The organism is Halomonas profundus, assembly GCF_020865425.1.
Lineage (GTDB): Bacteria > Pseudomonadota > Gammaproteobacteria > Pseudomonadales > Halomonadaceae > Vreelandella > Vreelandella titanicae.
The window spans coordinates 4,268,316-4,285,926 of record NZ_CP086344.1 but is presented as its reverse complement, the minus strand read 5'-3'; the positions used below and the strand labels follow the sequence as shown (position 1 = coordinate 4,285,926).

Sequence of the window (17,611 nt, the reverse complement as noted above, 5' to 3'; positions counted from 1 at the left end):
TTTAGGGGTGGGTAACGCTTAGGAATGGCGACTAAGGGGTTTGGTAGGTGTCGTTGAACCGCTTGCGCAGTTCATTTTTCTGTACTTTGCCCATCGTATTGCGCGGCAGTTCATCGACAAAGAAGACCCGCTTGGGCTGCTTATACTTAGCTAGTCGCCCATCTAAATGGGTGATTACTTTCTCCTCTTCAAGCTGGTTTTCTCCAAGATCAGCGCCTTGCTGGCGAACCACCACTGCGGTAACGCCCTCGCCAAAGTCAGGGTGCGGTAGACCGATCACTGCGGATTCGGCGACTTGATCAAGCTCGTCGATCACCTGCTCCACCTCTTTGGGGTAAACGTTGTAGCCGCCGGAAATCACCAGATCCTTGTCACGACCAACAATATGCACATAGCCCTGCTCGTCGACCATGGCGAGATCGCCGGTAATGAAAAAGCCGTCGTCTAACAGCTCTTCGCGGGTCTTTTCGGGCATTCGCCAGTAGCCGATAAAGACATTCGGGCCGCGAATCTGCAGCATGCCAATCTCACCAAACGGCACCTCCGCGCCAGTTTCTCGGTTGGTAATGCGCATCTCCACACCGGGTAGTGGCATGCCCACAGTGCCTGCTCGGCGGGCACCGTCATAGGGGTTGGAGAGGTTCATATTGGTTTCAGTCATGCCGTAGCGCTCAAGAATCGCATGCCCCGTTTTGGCTTCAAATGCCTCGTGGGTCTCTGCGGTGAGCGGAGCGGAGCCGGAAACGAACAGCCGCATGTTGGCGGTAGCTTCTGGGGTCAGTCGTTCGTCCTGAACCAAGCGCGTATAGAAGGTAGGAACGCCCATCATCACAGTGCCACGGGGCAACTCTTCAAAAATGACATCGGCATCGAACTTAGGCAGGAAGAGCATGCTGGCGCCCGCCATCAAAGTGACGTTGCAGGCGACGAATAAGCCGTGGGTGTGGAAGATCGGCAGCGCATGAATCAGCCGGTCATCAGCGCTGAAGTGCCACGCTCTGGCCAGGGTCTTGGCGTTAGAGGCGAGGTTTTTGTGCGTTAGCATGGCGCCTTTGGAGCGCCCAGTGGTGCCTGAGGTATAGAGAATCGCGGCCAGGTCGCGTTCGCCAAGTGCCACGATGTCTTCTCTTGGTACTGCCGCTTGGGCGGTTTCCATCAGGCTACCATCGGCGGCGCTGCCCAGGGTGACCACCGCGGGACAGCCGGTTTCAGCAGCAAGCGACAGTGCTTGCTCTTCTATCTTGGGGCGACAAACGAACAGCGCGGGCTCGGCGTCATTTAAAAAGTAGCGAATCTCATCGCCGGTATAGCCCGTATTGAGGGGCAAATAGACGCCGCCGATGCGCAGGCAGGCCAGGTAAAGCAGTATCGCCTCAGGACTTTTATCCACCTGCACGGCAACGCGGTCGCCTTGCTTAACGCCTAGCTCGGTTAGTGCGCCGGCAAGCTGCGCACTGATGGTCAGCGCATCGGTGTAGCGATAGCGGCGGCCATCGCGGGTAGTAATAAAATCGGCCTCTGCGCGCTCGCGCATTTTGGCAGCAAAGGTTTCAAATAGGTTGTGGCTCATTTGGTGGTCTCTCCTTTGGCCAGCTTGCGAGCGCGTTTGGCGAGGTCGCGCACCTCATTCGAGCAAGCAACGGTCGCCTTGGCGGTATAGTTTTCGTGATTGCGCTCGATATCGTCCAGCACATACAGATAGTTAACCATCAGTCCAGCGGCTTGTTTAAAGCCCTTCTCGGAGATATCGCCCAACCAATTAATACGGTGGAGTTCAGCGCCGTTGCCGAGGTGAAAGCGGGCCACCGGGTTGAGCGGCAGGCCGTGGCGGTTCTTCTCTTCGACCAAGTAACGGGCGGCCAGTGGGCGAATCGCGGCTTTAAGCTGCTCTTCAAGCGCTTTGTCCTGATGCCATCCTGGGGTTTCAAGCCCTTTGAGTGATTTACGCAGCGACGAGGGAAGCTGCTCATCCTCACGCTGCTCCTGCAGCCACTGGGCGAAGCCAGGTACCGGCGAGAGGGTGACGAAGTATTTAAGCTGCGGCAGCTCCTGGGAGAGCTCTTGCACCACCTGCTTGATCAAAAAATTACCGAAGGAGATGCCGCGCAGGCCGGTCTGGCAGTTGCTGATACCAAAGAACGCCGCAGTATCGGCATCCTCGGGCTCATCGATGGCTTTTTTAGTATGACGACTCTCTCCAGAACCCTCTCCAGAACTTTCCCCCGATAAGATGGGCTGTATACGGCTTGGCAAGCCCTTGTGGAGGGCCACTTCCACAAAGATCAGCGGCTCGTCGCCAATGGCGGGGTGGAAGAAGGCGAAACAGCGGCGATCGCGGGCATCCAGGCGCCGGCGCAGATCATCCCAATCCTGTATTTCGTGTACCGCTTCGTAGCGGATGATCTTCTCTAGAATCGAAGCGGGAGTGTTCCAGTCAATGCGCTTGAGCATCAAAAAGCCGCGGTTGAACCAGGAGCCGAACAGATGGGCGAAATCGTCGTCGATGGGCGCTAATTCCGGCTGTTCGCGTAGTAGCCCCAGCAGGTCTTCACGCATTTTAACCAGCTCATAGGTGCCGTCGCTGGCCAGGTTTAAACGCCGAAAAAGCTCTTGGCGCCGGGGCTCGCAGGCTTCAAACAGGCGCTGTAGCGATTGGTTGTCGCGAACCTCTTGATATGCCAGGTAGGCCGCGTCAATGGGGCCAGGTTCAGCCGCAAAGTCAGCCATTAGGCGGGCAAAAAAGCTGCTTTTTTCAGCTGCCGAAAGGCGCTGATAAATCGCCAAGGCGCGGCTTGCCAGCGCGATGCTGGAGGCTTCGCCATCGCTTTCCAACAGCTTGTGGCAGGCGTTAACCAACTGCCCATGGTCGGGCGTTAAAGTCTCGGGATGGCGGCGCCGCAACAGTGCATCGCGCTGAGTGATGTTGTTGAACAGCTCCTGCAAAAACAGCATGTTCATGGTCGAACTCCTTAACCCATGATCAAGTTAGGTAGCCAAAGCGCGATGCCTGGGAAGAGACACAGCAGCAAGATACCCAGCACCATACATAGCGCGTAGGGCAAGCTTCCCATCAGAATGTCGCGCAGCGAAATATCCGGTGCGATACCTTTAATAATGAACAAATTGAGACCCACTGGCGGTGTGATCAGACCTATCTCCAGGTTGATGGTTAAAATCACCGCAAACCAGTAGGGGTCGAAATTAGCCGCCAGGATGATAGGTAACAGAATGGGCGCGGTCATCACGATCACGGCCACGGGGGGCAGGAAGAAACCCGCCACCAGCAGAAAGAGGTTAATCACCCCCATCAGCGCCCAGCGGTTGATCTCCAGATCAGCAATCGCGGCGGCGACGGTTTGGGTGATAAACATCGAGGAGAGCGCATAGGCGAACACTTCGGCGGTGGCGATCACCAGCATGATCATCACGCTTTCGCGCAGCGAGTCGCGCATAATCAGTTTTATCGGGCCCAACTGCCACATGCGGTAGATCAAAATAGCCAGCGCCAAACACAGAAATGCACCCACACCCGCCGCCTCTGACGGTGTTGCCACCCCACCGTACAAGGCAAACAGGATACCCGCGACCACGCCCAGGAAAGGCAGAACACGCACTAGCGCTTTCAGGTTGGTATCAACATTCTGCTTAACGTTCTGCTTTAGCCGTTCGACGGACTCCGCCATCGGGTTGTTATAGCCACCGGCCATCTTGCAGGCGATCATCGTCCAGATCATAAACAGGCCTGCAAGCATAAAGCCTGGCACCACCCCGGCAATAAACAGTCGACCAATAGAGGTCTCGGTGGAGATGCCGTAGATAATCATGGTGACCGACGGCGGAATCAGGATGCCCAGGGTGCCACCCGCGGCAATACAGCCCGCCGCCACGCCATCCGGGTAGCCGCGCATGCGCATTTCGGGAATGCCCATTTTACCAATTGCCGCACAGGTGGCTGGTGACGATCCCGAGAGCGCAGCAAAGATAGAGCAGGCGCCGATATTGGAAACCGCCAAGCCGCCGGGCAGCTTGCCCATCCATAGATCCAGCGAGCGATACAGATCGCGCCCGGTGGGGGAGGAGGCCACCGCGGCGCCCATCAGAATAAACATCGGAATGGCGACAAAACCAAACTCGGCGATGCGGTCAAAAAAGGTTTCCCCGAAGTAGGTGAGCTCAGCAAGGCCGCGGTCGTAGATCAGCGCCAGCAGCGATACACCGCCCAGGGCGAAAGCGATAGGGGTGCCAATGGCCATCAGCGCAATCAGCGCGATGGCGACAATAATGCCTAAGGTAATGGGATCCATGCTTAGTTCTCCCCACGCAAAATTTCAGCCACATACTGCAGCGACAGCAGGGTAGCGCCGACGGCCATGGGCAGCAGGGCGGGCCACAGCGGTGGATTCCAGACGGAACCCGTCGTCCACTCACCGTGAAGTGCCTCAAAAACATAGACCCAGCTGGCATACGCCAGGGCGGCACAGAAACCTAATCCAAACAGCGAAGCGATCAAACGCATGATGGTGCGGGTAATACCACCCAGCGCATCGGGCACAATAGTGATAGCCACGTGCCCGCCGGTCATCAGTACATAAGGGCTACCCATCAACATCGCTGCCGTTACTGAAAAGATGGTGAATTCGGTCTGCCAACTGGTGCTCATTCCAAGCAAGTAACGAATAAATACCATCTGGCAAATCACTAATACGCCAGCGATAAACATGGCGCAGGCTAAATAGGCGGAAAGCCGCGAAAGCTTATCCATGACGCGAATGTAGCCGCCGATGATGCCCCCACGCGTCAGGGCATTGTGAGTCGTTGCAGGTGCCATATTTCCCTCGTCAAGCTGGTTATTTCGCCAAGCTAAGCAAGCATCAGTTGAAAACGGCCACCCCGAAGGGCAGCCGAGCCGTTAGGCGTTTATAGGTTGCTTACTCGACGGCCAGCGCTGCATCGATAATGGCCTGGCCATTGGGAACATTGTCGGCAAAGTTTTTGTAGGAGGTTTCCTTGGCGATATCGAGCCAGGCGTTGTAGTCGTCTTCGCTCATGCTGACCACCTCAACGCCGTTCTCCTCGTAAAGATCGACCATTTCTTGATCAATGGCGGCGGCCTCTTCAGCAAAGAAGGCTTCTGCGGCTTCACCGGCTTCTATCAGCGCTGCTTGCTGTTCCTCGTTAAGCTCTTGCCATACCTGCTCAGAAATAAGAATGGGTTCGTACATGTACCAGAGCGCGAAGTCACCCGGCTCGGTCAAGCATTCAACCTGTTCATAAAGCCGGAAAGAGATAAACGACATCGACGAGGTATTGGCGGCATCCAGCACACCTGTTTGCATGGCGGTATACACCTCGGAAGAGGGCATGGAGGCAATGGAGGCGCCAGCGGCCTCAAGCATTTGTTCAAACGCAGGTCCTGCAGCACGGAAATTTTGGCCCTCGACGGTATCCGGGGAGGTGACGCACTGTTCGCTAGATGCAAAGCCACCGGATAACCAGGCATCTGCAAGTACTCGAGCGCCGCCTTCGCGAATGACTTCTTTAATCATGTCCATATATTCAGAGTCATTCAGACGTTGGGCATGGGCCTGATTACGCACTAAGCCCGGCATCAGCGTAGCTGAAAATTCCGGATGCCGACCACTGGCGTAGTCCAGCGGTAGAGAGGTGATATCGAGGCGACCACGAGCGATAGCGCCCCACTGTTCACGCGCTTTGAACAGCGATTGGCCCGGATAAACTTCTATGGTCAGCCCTACATCCGCATCGGCTACTTTGCGGGCCATCATTTGCACCATTTCGTCGCGAACATCTCCCTGCCCCCCGGGGAATTGATGCGACGCGCGTAGCACGGTATCGGCAGAGGCGTGGGAAGCGGCAATGGCGAGACCGAGAGCGGCAGCAGTTGAGATCAAATAGCGTTGCATGAGGCGTCTCCAACAGTTGTTGTTGTGTGTTTGGATGGGCTATATGTATCTATCAGTCGAGCTGATATATATATCAATAGGCGCTATGTATGCTAATGTCAACTGTATGACAGCATTAAAACGGCTAAGACGAGCCGCGATCCAAGGAGGTAAAAGATGACCGGCACCAAGCGATCCAATGCTCAGCGATTAAGAGATTCTCTTGAGGATGACATCATCAATGGCCGCCGTTTACCGGGAGAGCGCCTGGATCCAGAGGCCTTGGGGCGCGAGTTTCAGGTTTCGCGAACGCCTGTGCGCGAAGCCTTTCAACAGTTGGTCGCCAGCGGCTTGGTCACCGTTTCCCCGAAGAAGGGCACCTTCGTTGCGAAAGTGGGGATTGATCAACTGATCGAGATGTTTGAGGTGATGGCGGAGCTTGAAGGCATGTGTGGCCGCTTGGCGGCGCGCCGGATTACCGAATCAGAGCTGGCCGCGTTACGCGAAGCGCATCAGCGCTGCGAAGCAGCGGCCCTGGCCGGCGACAGCGACGAGTATTACTACGAAAACGAAGGCTTTCACGACTGTATCTACACCGCTAGCCACAACACTTTTTTGGCCAGCGAAGCGCGCCAACTTAAACAACGTTTAAAGCCTTACCGGCGCCTGCAGCTCCAAGTGCGCCAGCGGGTCAATAATTCCCTTAGCGAGCACCAAACCATCGTCGAGGCTATTGAGCGGGGTGACTCTGTGGCGGCCCAGCAAGCACTGAGCGACCATGTATTGATTCAAGGCGAGCGCTTTAGCGATTTCGTTTCCAGCGTACGCAGGATGGAGTCACCGTTAGAGAGAACGGGCTGATTTGGGTTGCTAACCAGCCTCGGCAGTAGCTCTCCTGCTTGCGGAAGGGCTAGCCAACTTTTATCTGTGTGCCGTTAATCATTTGTTGGGTTTCACGAGGCTTGCTGCCAGCGATAGGTTAGAAATTCTCAACAATGGCAGGCTAGCGCTGCTGGCCGCTGAGAAAACGGTAATATCGAAGCTGAAACCAGCGCTTGCGTTGACTAGTGGCTTTGTGTCGTTGAACCAGCTTTGAGCATAGTCTCCGACCGTAGCGATGAAACTCGGGTCGGTCTTTCCTTCGGTCGAGGTTGGCGCCAAAAGCGACAGCGGCAAGACCGTGTCTGGGATATGTTGTTCGCCAACCAGATTGTAGCGGTAGGTGGTCTCAATCCGTACCAGTAACGGCTCCTGAATAGGTACTTGGGGTAGCGGCGCGAGCAGTTGATTGAAAAAAGGCTCAAGCCATTGGGTCACTGTGCGCGGAGTATCCCCGTCCAGGGTGTAGTTCGGAATACTGATCAGTGGTACCAGAGGGTTGGCGAATTTCGCCGGTGCTGTGGTGAATTCGAACGCTGGCGTGGTTTTAACATCAAGGTCTGGTGACAGATGTCGGTTGCGCATGACTTGGATTGAAGCCCACCCGCTTTGCAATGCGAACAGGTCGAGGTCGTTGAAGCCGACCTGACGTTCGGAGTCGGTGCGGGCGGTTTCGTAGGCAAGCCATTCGGGCAGGTCTGGGTTTGCCCCTTCGCGTCGCTTGTACTGCCACACTACGGCTCCCGTTGCGGGCGTGCTGTGGATTTCGTGTGGCTCGTAGCTCTGCGAGTTGATAAGTACTTGGGCCAGGGAGAGGAAATTGTCTTTGCTCTCCTGGCTGATCTCAAAACGCTGCGGAATGATCTCGACCTGGGCGTGGCCTTCGTCGGAAGGTGTCAGCAGTATCTCGAAGGTGTATTCAACGCGCGGTGCGGCCTTGGCGAACTGGGCGGTCAGTTTGCCCCTGGCCCACTCATCGTAGGCCGTGGCGACATTCGACGTCACGGCTTCGAAGGCCGCAATGGCGTCCTTGGCTAAGGCGACCGATGGATCCGCGGCAGAAGTCTTGCCGCTGACTGGCCGCAGGTAGGACTCCAGATCGCGCGCTACCGCTGGATAAATCGCTACAAATTGGGCCAGGGCATCGAAAAGTGCCTTATCCTTGCTTGCGCCTACCAGATCATCGTCGGAGATGCTGGCATCTTGGTTAAAGACGACATCGGCCATGACTGAATCCTGGGCCGCCTGCTGTAGCAGATACGTGAAGTCGTAGCGCCAGGATTTGAGTTCGGCTGGGCTTTGCGGCGTAGCCATACTCGGGATGCCGGTCTGCACTTCAACCGTAGCGGGTTGTGGCAAGGCACGTAACGCTACCGGAATGGAAAAGCTATCGCCCTTGGCAGGTTTAATGGGTGTGGTGATCGGCCCGGTGAGCAGAGAGATCCAGTTCGACTGTTCGTAGTTTTCGATCCCTGCGACGCCGCGGATGTCATACTCAATGTGGGTGAGGGTGTAATCGAGTTTCAACTCTACATAGCTCTCTGAGTCGGCTGACCGGGAGGTGGCAAGAAAGGCCAGAGTGCTGGTGTCTTCACCCTGGGTCAGCGGGATCTTGCCGGTGGTTAGGGAGAAGTTGTCGTTAGGTAGCTCTGTGCTGGCTCCTGTCAGTGTTGCACTGGGTTGGCCGAACAAGCGCGGTGGCACATCGGCGCGTCCCAGCGGAGGGGCGTATGAAGTACCCGTTACTGGTAGAACCGCCACTGCCGTCAGCGAGTTTGCGCTGCTGAGCCGGTTCAAAAGAGCCTGTTTTAGTTTCTCAATTGCAGCCGGTTGCAAGCTGTCGTCACCGCCAACAAGTACCGAGGTGGCGGTTGATGAAATGGCGTGAGCAAGGGCCTTCTTGTGCTCAAGCAGGCGCCACAGATACCCCGTTTTTTCGGGCTCGATGGGCAGGCCATCTTGCTTGGTCTCGGGCTCGTCGGTCAAACCGAGTAGCCGGTCGAGCTGGTAGAGCGGCGTTGAAAAGGACGCTGCCAGTACATCATCGACCGCTGTTAACACCTCCTCCAGCCAAACATTTGGATCAACGCTGGTGAAGGTGGTGAGTGTGCCTGAATCGGAAGCTGGATAGGGCGTGCCTGTTTCGTAAGGGCGCAAGTCGACCTCGATGGTGACCAAGTTCGACGCGATAGGTAACGGTGCAAAATAGCTCGCCGTGTTGCCAATCTTGTAGCCGATACCTGCCGGCGTTGCTGCATCTGGCTTGGCCATGCGCACCGCCCAGACGGTCGAGCCGTTACTGGTGCTGGACGTACTTGGGTCAGGTGAACCTGTACCGACTCGCATCTGCCAGTTCTCAGTCTGGAAGGTCTTTTCAAAACGCAGTGCGAACTCGGTCAGTGCCACTGGATAGGTTTGAGTCTCGTCCGTTGCCTTGAGGTTTGGCTGCGGCAGTTCGATAAGCCCATTGGCGGGAATGTTGGAGACCGCTCGCAATCCTCCACGCACGGTGCGCAGGTTAGGTGCTACCCATTCGGCCTGTCGGGTAAAGCTGAGGCCGAGTTCAAGCTGATGAATGTCTGCCGTGGTGTCGATCTCGTTGAGGTCGATGCTGCGGGTAATCGTCGTTTTGTCAGGTGGCGTTGCCGTGTGACCATCCGCACGTGCGGTCAGATAGGTAATCGCCGCGCTCAGATAGGCTAGGATCTGTTCACGTTCGGCTGACGTCAGCGGTTGGGTCTTCTCGGCCATCAGCGAATTTTCGAAGGCCATGGTGACCACCGGGCCGTCCAACCCCATCATCCCGAGTGATGTATAGTCCTGGATAAGTTGAAAGTAGACCCGCGTCAGTTGGGAGAGATCACAGCGAGCGGTGCGTTGCCATACTGGTAGTGTGTCTCCAGCACGGACTATATGCAGGTCACTTGCGCGGCTGAGTTGGGTATCTGGCTCATAAGGCGTCGGGTCGAATACCAGTTCGACGCTAAGTTGGGGCGCTCCAGCGTCGCCGGAGTAAGTATAGGCCCGGGTAGTCGAGGGCCAGGCATCGATAGGAATCAGCGCATCGGAACAGGTTAGCATTGTCCCCAGGGTGCCATAAGGCGGGGTTGTTTCCTGCTCAACCGTGTTAAAGGGGTTGGGGATCCGATTGCCGAACAGGTCTAGCCAGTCTAGCGCCAACGTTAGCGGCGTTCCGATACCAAGGTAAGGATTGCCAGAAGGATCAAGCAGGCTGGTATCGCCCGGTACGGCATTGGTCAATGCCTTACCGGTGAAGCCGAGGGTCTGGCTGTAGTGATAAGGCGTATCCTCTGCCAGCGCTTGTCGCTTTAAAATCCGCGAGCGTGGCGTAGAACTCGGTTCGGCCGGTGGATCCTTCGGGCCGAAGGAGGCTCCCATCTGACTGGCATCGAAATAGGGCGTAGCGACGATCTGCGCACTGAGCAACTGATAAAGTTGCAGTAACGTGTCTTGGGTATAGGTTTTCAGGTCTGCTGTTGTCGGGTTTTCCGGGAGCTGCGGTATCGCACCGCGCTCGCGTTGTAGACTGAAGCCAGCATTACCGAGACCAAGGTTGGGTTTGGCCGCTAAGGCTAGAGGGTCGATGTTAACCACATCTCCAAAGAGCCCCGCCGTATTGCGCGCGCCGTAAATCAATGAGGCCAATGAAGTGTTGAAATAGCGTGCTATGTCGGTGAGCGTCGAGCCTGGGGCACCACCAATCTGGTAAGTGAAAGGTGGAAGGCGGAAAATCGACAGGGGAGCCACCGAAATTCCTGGATTCCAAGCCATAATGTCGGCCTTGGTTACGCCTTGGCCTGGAACGCAGCCAGCAGAGTAATAGTCGGCAAGCGTCTGTAGCGGGTCGGCTGTGGACGCCTGTTGCGGTGTCAATTGGGCAATGAGGCCGGAGATAGGGACATGAGCACCTGCGGTGAGCGTCTCCCTGGGGTTGGCCTTAGCCAGACCCGCCAAGTCGAGCCCATAGGCCGCAGTAATCTCGGAGAGTGTCAGGCCGGAGACATCGCCGCTGGGGGCTGGTGCCGAAGTGCCGGTTAGCTGCACCACCGAGGATTTTGGATCGATTGGTGCCGAGGTGACTAGGGCGTTCACTGCGTTGAAGACCCTTGTCGCCGATTGCAACGCAGCATCACGGCGTAAGGTGATCACCAGTGTCAGCGTCGCTGTACCGTCGTTATCGAATAAGCCCGTTGGCAGCCCAGAGCCGGTGACGAGGTTTTGATAGAACAGGAAACTACCACCTGAATTAACGGTACTAAGTTCCCACAGCAGCTTGATGAACTCCGCTGGGGCCATAGCGATCCCCGTCGGTGGTTCCTCGGCGAACTGGGCATTGGCACGAAATGCACCTGCCGGAGGGTTGGTCTCGGTGGAAAGGTTCGACTGTACGATGTAAGACAGGAAGTCAGACGGCGCCTGGCTGGTTAGCCCCGGTACGCCATTATTGATGTCGGCATAGGTCAGGAACAAGCCACTGACAAGGTCTTCGCCGATGCTTGCCATGGAGGTCAGTAATCGCTCCAGCAGTACCGACTCCCCTGGGTTGGGGCCAATAATCTCATAGGCATAAGGCGCGAAGTCCTGTGCTGGCGAGCCGCTATTCCCCGGCCCCGGCGGTACGATGTCATTGGCGTCAGGCCGCTGCGGTGCCTGATCAGCTGTTTGTGCTAATGCCTTGATGCGGAAGTCGATCCGTGTCGCGAAACTGTAGTCATCAATCGGTTGGAAGGCGGTCTTCTGCGTGGCCGGGTCTGTGGTGCCGACTTCCGGAATCAGCGGCGGCAGATAAGGTTGCATCTCGCTGAAGGACAAGCCCTGGGCTGCGAGCGCGGCCTGGTTTGCCTCAATGATCTGTTGTAGCGCTGGTGACAGTTCGAAAAGGATCGGGCTTGCCTGGGGCGCACTGGCTTGGTCGGCGACTTTGCTTTGTCCCGCCGGAGGCGCACAAACCGCTGCAAGCCCCGCGCTATCGGCGGTCTTCCATGGTACATAGGTCGCCATACCATAGCTGCGCGGTTCCAGTTCTGTCTCCGGTGTTATCATCAGCGCCTCGACGCGTGGCTTGTAGCCATTGGTGCGGGCGGTATCGACTACCTGGGTTAGCAAACCGGCTTGGGAAATGTTATCGAAACTTGCTGACGTGCTGCTGCCAATACTGATCCAATCGTAATCTGGCGTATCGGGGCGGCTAAGGGTGATCGTATAGTCGTCACTGCGGTTCGCCAGTGGTACCTGCTGGCCGGTCAACTGATAGAGGCTGTAAGCGGTTTGAGTATCCCAATAGGGTGCGCCGTAGAGAAAATCTTTTGGTAACGTGAGTCCTGGTGCCACCGGAAGCCGCATACCGTGCAACATATAGCGCGCAGCCATGCCGGCGGTTTGGCCGAGTGAGCCGGTGGCGACGATGGACGGCCAAAGGCTGTCCTCGGGGAGCACAGAGAGCCGCGGTACGGCGAAGGCTAGATCCGTGTCGGTTCGGAACAGATTCGCTTTGGCCATGGTACTGGCGGTCAAGAAGCTTTCCTTCGGCACATGGTAGCGTGCCAGGATCGTCGCGATGGTATCTTCATCCCTGGTCGTATAGGCAACATCGGGAACACAAGTCTGTACGGCTGCGGCGAGCAGTCCTGCTTGGGTGTAAAGCTGCGTCTCCTGAGCAAGCGCCTTGAGCGTTAGGCCCACACCTGCGGCGATAGCATTGAAGTCGTCGCCGGGCTGAGTGTTATAGACCTTATCGTTGAGCTCGACAGTGATTCCGGAGGCGATCAGGTTATTTTGGCTCCGGTTCTTAGTGATCAGGCTCGCCGGCTCAATGCCATAACGGCCAGCAATGGCTTGCAGCGTGTCACCCGACTGCACCATATATGGGATACTCGCCAGCTTAAGTGTCAGTCCCGCCGTCAGTGGATAGGTCATATTGGACGCGATCAAGTCTGCGGCATTGAGTTGATCAGCCAGCATATTATTCGCCCAGTTTACAATTGTATTGATCGAGGTCTCGTCGGTCAGCGGATAGGGGTAGTCATCGAAGACGTCGAGTGCCCGCTGAACCAGCTGCCTGGCCAGCAAGACAATGTAGTCGGTGAGTATCGTGGCTGCCATCGGCACTGAAGGGCTAGCGCTCTGGTCGAGTGTTTGTGTGCCATCGCCATCGGTCTCGCTATCAACATTGGCGGCCGTTTCGGCAAAAATTTGGCGTACTAACATCTGATAATCGGTGTCAGCACTAACATAGGCACTTAGGTCGATCGTTACTTCGCCAGTGTCCTGGGTAGGATCCGGCACGCTGAGGCGCAAAAATGGCAACGCCGGGAACAGCGTAGCGCCAGCATTGAGTGCCGATCGTCGCTCCTCGCTTAGATTGGCGTCGGGCAAACTGATCTTCACGGTGAAGTTTTCTGCCAGAAAGGCCTCAATCTGTGCAGGAGTGAAGGGTTCAATGTCAGGATCTGACAGGGTTTGCAGGATACCCTCAACCGCCGCACGTGACAGGGTGCCGGTGGCCGTGCTCGGCAGTGGCAGTCCGGTCTCATGCGTTACGCTATGCAGGATCCATGGCAATAGTTGGGCACAGAGCTTACCAAAGGAGGTGTCGGCGCCATCTCCCGCTGGGGATGTACCTTCAGTGGGTTGCTCTGGTGCATCCATTGAGAACAGTACTACAAGGGCACCTTCTTGCTGAGCGTAGCCAGCATTTTCCGCACCGAGAACCGTCATCTGGGTCGCTAGGGTGATCTCCAGAGTGTCCGGGCTTGCGGTGAGGCTTTGCTGGCGCTTCATACGCGCCAACCCTTGCGTGGCATCGAGGCGGAAAGCTCGGTGATAAATGCCGTAGTCGAATAGCGTGCGGGGCACAGGCAAACGACGCTGGCGCTGATAAGCGCCATCTGCAGTCACGCCAATAAACACTGCCTCGGGCAGTTGGCGTGATGGATCGTCCCATGGCGCCTGGCTATCACTGCCAATTGTCAGCTCTTCGCGAATCGTAGCCGCAAATGACAGGCTGATAGAGATAGAGAAGAGCCCGAGGTCGATTTTAACTTTGACCGAGACGTTAACCTCGGCGGCCAACATCAAGGGGATCTTACGGAAGCTTTCGTAGGTGATCTGGATATACACTTTCACCGTGATATCCAAATCAGCCTTGATAATTGCAAAGTTGATCGACCCATAGAGCCGGCCGATTAATCCGAAGGTGCCTGTCAGCTTGAAATAATAGTCACCCTGCACCTCGTTTGAGCTGCTGGAGCGGGTTAGTTGATAGGGGTGGGTTAGTTGATAGGGGTGCCAGGCCGCAAGCGTGCCCTCAATGATGCCGAAGATAGTGATTGAGAAACCGGCCTTCAGAATGCCGTACTCAACCGAGCGCCCGAGACCAATTTCTGCACCGAAGCCGAAGACGATGACCGGGTGGAAGGTACCTCTCGTCGTTACCGGTAGGTTCGGTGCGGTAGCGTTGGACAGCTTGCCGAAATAAAAGCCAGCAGAACCCAACACCGGAACACCATAGATGATTGCTTCAACTCTGAAAGATCGGCTGAAGTCCATATTTTTCGGGAAACCGAAGTCGATTAGGAAATCACCATTGGTGTAGATCTGGATGCCGATAACTGGCAGGGTGACCTTAAAGGCGCCAAAATCGAGGTTACGCAGAACCCCTGGCAGCGTGAATTCAATTTGATAAAGCCCGATATCGTCGGTGATACGTTTGTAGAGAACGTCGATCTCAAGACCATCTAAGACCTTGACCTTTTCCCCGTTGAGAGCAATGCGCAGGCCGTAAAGATTGGGATCGTTAAAGACGATCTGCATATCAACCGAATAGGTGTTCGTGGCCGGAATCTTAAGCACACCGAAGTGGAGCGCTGCCAACCAGTTAGAGGAGGGGTTGTAGTAGGGCTGTCCACTCTTTTGCTGGCTCGGATCGAACGGTATACCAGGGCCGTCGGAGGGCGGAATATCTGCCAGTGCTTTAATCACGGCTTTGGTGGAATCGAAAGCACCCGGGTCATAGATGGCCACCCGCTGACCGAGTGCCATCATGTAAAGATGGAAGTAGCTGTTCCCGCGCCCGGGAACATCCGGCATGTTCTTGACGTCCTGTCCTTCGCTCTCTTTGTTAAACAGCGGTTCATTCTCAAGACCGGGGATCTGCGTCTTACCATCGATCACCAGTGTGGTCTTGCCGTCGACCTGGCGGAAGACGAGACCATGGACAGTAAGGAAGCCCAGGTTGATCGATGATGGTAGCTTATAATGAGCGCTAATCCGGTTTTTGACGCCACTCTTCAGATCAAAGCTGATCGACAGCCCATCGAGTGAGATCGTATTGAGCATATCCCAGGGGCTCGACAGGGTGAAATAGGGATCGCCCAACATCTCCATCAGCGCCGTAACGAGACCGCCGACGGTCCAGCCGTTCATCGAGAAGGTGATGGTCTCTTCAGTGAATGAATATTCGGCGCGAAAGCCCTTCCAAGCCATCCACAGTACTTGACTGTACTGTTCGGCCGCGACGGCGTCACGCATTGCCTGGGTCATTGGCATCACAAGGCTCTGGACATCATTTTTGGCTGGGCCGAAACGGTAGCCGATCTCGACCGTGGCGCCGATGGTGTCGAGGGTAATGGTGCCAATGATCTGGCCGGAAAACTCCGTTCCCGCCTGACGGTTGCCATCATATTGCAAGCCGATGTCTGCCAGCGTTGCCACCGGGAAGTCTGGGGTCAGTTGGAAGTTCCAGCTAAGTTTTCCAGAGATTTTGTAAGACGATTGCTGCTGCTTTTCGGCAAGTATGGGAAGCGCTGCACGATACTGGGCATTGGTCAGTGCCCCGACCGGGCGCACGGGGCTTGTCCAGCCAGCGCCCAGGTGGCGGCCCGCCACATGCCTGGCTGGACGAATAAGCGCAGTGCTAGCCTTGTTGTCTTTGGGATTGGAAGAGACCACTGGGATTTCTGCATTCAGTGCAAATGCCTCGACGGTCAGATCACCGGGGATAAAATCTGGCAGTTGGTAGGCATCAAAAAATTGCCTCAGCAAATCGCTGATTGAGACCGGCTCCAAAAGAGCAGTGTCGAGACTCCAGACCGGCGGTTGTGCAGTACCGTCGTAGTCGACGCGCATAGAAGCAGAGAGCGGCCCAACCTTAACCTGGCCGTCGATGGAACCGGTGTAGACGGTCGCCCCCTTTTGATTATCCGTGCGGTTCGGTGTGCTGGCGCCGAGTTTAAAGGCCATGTTGCTGATTTCGACCAGCTTCTGCCCATCCGGTGTCTGGATAAAAGGCACGTCCAGCGAGGCATCTACGGTAAAGCCTAACTGGTAGGCTTTTTCACTGGTCTGAACGGCGATAATAATATCGGAAAATTCTACTTCTACGCCTTGTGGCATACCGATGGCGCCGCCGGTGACACCCATCAGGACGTCATTCATGGACGCCTTGCCATCGAAGTTGCCGTTAAAATTAAGATCCTGGTCGATCTGAATGCGGAATTCACCACCCGGCGAGCCATCCTTCTGGCGGAAAATGTCGGGGAATAACGTAAAGAGGGCGGAAAAATTGGCGAAGGTCTTGCTGGGTTTATCGCCCGCCATCTGCATACGCCAGTTGAACGAGAATGCTTGGATCTCGAATTGCTCGCCGGATGTTGGATCAATGAACAGCGGAATCGGTTTGCCCTGTACCGAACCAAGCTGGGCGGCGAGGCTCGTCACCCCCATTGTCGGGCTGGCTGGTCCGGCAATCTGAAAGCCCTGCATTTGCACGCTGGCGAGATATTCCTGCAGTACCGGCGGCACCGAGCGGAAATAGCTCTGGCCGGCCATCAGCGCGATGACTGCGCTCGGCGTAATCGGCTTGTCACTGTCGGCAGCCGCAATCGAGAAGGCGTAACTGTAACGGGCGCTGGTTCCTGACGGTGATTCGGCGGCTTTGGGAATCAGGCTACGCAGCAGCACAGGAATCTCTGTCCCCTCGTCGACGGACTGCAGCGTGACGACGGCTTCGACAAAATATTGCGGATTCTGGTTGTAGGTCTTTTCGGCAGCTTCCCCTTCTTCTGCCGGCAGCTCGCCTTCCACTGTTTTGACGACAAAGCCGATGCGGGGCAGTGACACATCAATGAAAAACAGCTTGAGGTCGCCTGCCGAAGGAATGCCAGCTGAGACATCCATTTCTGGAACGAAGGTGTTTTTAAGATCAGCCGAACTAAGCCTGACTGGTCCCGATAGCACTAGGTCGGACGGGTTCGGCAGGCCCTGGATCAGGTCGAGGATAAGCTTGACCGTGCTGGGCACCACAAAGTTGCCATACAGGTTCTGGCCCGTGGCCATGGGTACCGATGCCCCGTTGAAGTCTAAGGACTGTTCCGCCGTGGTATAGAAAAACCGTTGTTCGATCTGCTCCAATACGCTGTAGGGGTAGCCACTCATAGCGGTGAAGAAATCCTTCAACTGCCATTCTTGTGGCGCGACATCGATACCGAGAATCGGTGTATCGCTGTCGTTATCCTTGCCTATGATATAAGTCTGACTGGTCGGCGCGTTAAGGAAAGTCAGGGAGACCTCCGGGATAGAGAAGCTCCCGCTGGTTACTTCGCTGACCGAGGCGCGGCTGTAGGTGATCTCCAACCCGTTGGTATCGTCGCTAAGTCGGAAGGCAGCTTTTATGTCAGCCGTAAAGTTCTCCGGTGGCACCAATCCGGCGTTGACCCAGAAGGTGTCGTTGAGAATCACTGGGCCGTCTGGCGCATTGGCGAAGGCGTCGCGCAGCTTTTGGATCGGAGTTGGATCAGCCATGGGGGAGC

General features: G+C 56.1%; 7 protein-coding genes. 1 reads left to right on the top strand and 6 read right to left on the bottom strand.

The window, feature by feature from the left end; translation table 11 throughout:
- Positions 1 to 31: 31 nt before the first annotated feature.
- The 5 genes from LMS44_RS19530 to dctP all read right to left on the bottom strand — a co-directional run bounded on the left by LMS44_RS19530 (position 32) and on the right by dctP (position 5,924).
- Positions 32 to 1,570: a malonate--CoA ligase gene (locus LMS44_RS19530; protein ID WP_138799352.1), complete on the bottom strand. Its 1,539-nt coding sequence runs from the start codon at positions 1,568 to 1,570 to the stop codon at positions 32 to 34.
- Positions 1,567 to 2,958, bottom strand: coding sequence for a malonyl-CoA decarboxylase (locus LMS44_RS19525; protein WP_022521856.1), 1,392 nt, complete (start codon positions 2,956 to 2,958; stop codon positions 1,567 to 1,569). Before LMS44_RS19525 ends, LMS44_RS19530 begins: the two co-directional genes overlap by 4 nt.
- 11 nt (positions 2,959 to 2,969) lie before the next feature.
- On the bottom strand, positions 2,970 to 4,304 hold the full coding sequence (locus tag LMS44_RS19520) for a TRAP transporter large permease (RefSeq protein WP_009285860.1): 1,335 nt from the start codon (positions 4,302 to 4,304) through the stop codon (positions 2,970 to 2,972).
- Between the two features lie 2 nt (positions 4,305 to 4,306).
- On the bottom strand, positions 4,307 to 4,828 hold the full coding sequence (locus LMS44_RS19515; RefSeq protein WP_022521857.1) for a TRAP transporter small permease subunit: 522 nt from the start codon (positions 4,826 to 4,828) through the stop codon (positions 4,307 to 4,309).
- A 100-nt stretch (positions 4,829 to 4,928) separates the two neighbouring features.
- On the bottom strand, positions 4,929 to 5,924 hold the full coding sequence (gene dctP / locus LMS44_RS19510) for a TRAP transporter substrate-binding protein DctP (RefSeq protein ID WP_009285859.1): 996 nt from the start codon (positions 5,922 to 5,924) through the stop codon (positions 4,929 to 4,931).
- A gap of 156 nt (positions 5,925 to 6,080) precedes the next feature.
- Here dctP and LMS44_RS19505 point away from each other — a divergent pair, with 156 nt between their 5' ends.
- Positions 6,081 to 6,764, top strand: coding sequence for a GntR family transcriptional regulator (locus tag LMS44_RS19505; protein WP_022521859.1), 684 nt, complete (start codon positions 6,081 to 6,083; stop codon positions 6,762 to 6,764).
- Positions 6,765 to 6,842: 78 nt separating this feature from the next.
- On the opposite strand, the gene LMS44_RS19500 is transcribed toward LMS44_RS19505, so the two are convergent.
- Positions 6,843 to 17,603 (bottom strand): LysM peptidoglycan-binding domain-containing protein, encoded by a 10,761-nt coding sequence (locus LMS44_RS19500; protein ID WP_138799353.1) that lies wholly within the window; start codon positions 17,601 to 17,603, stop codon positions 6,843 to 6,845.
- Between the last annotated feature and the right edge of the window lie 8 nt (positions 17,604 to 17,611).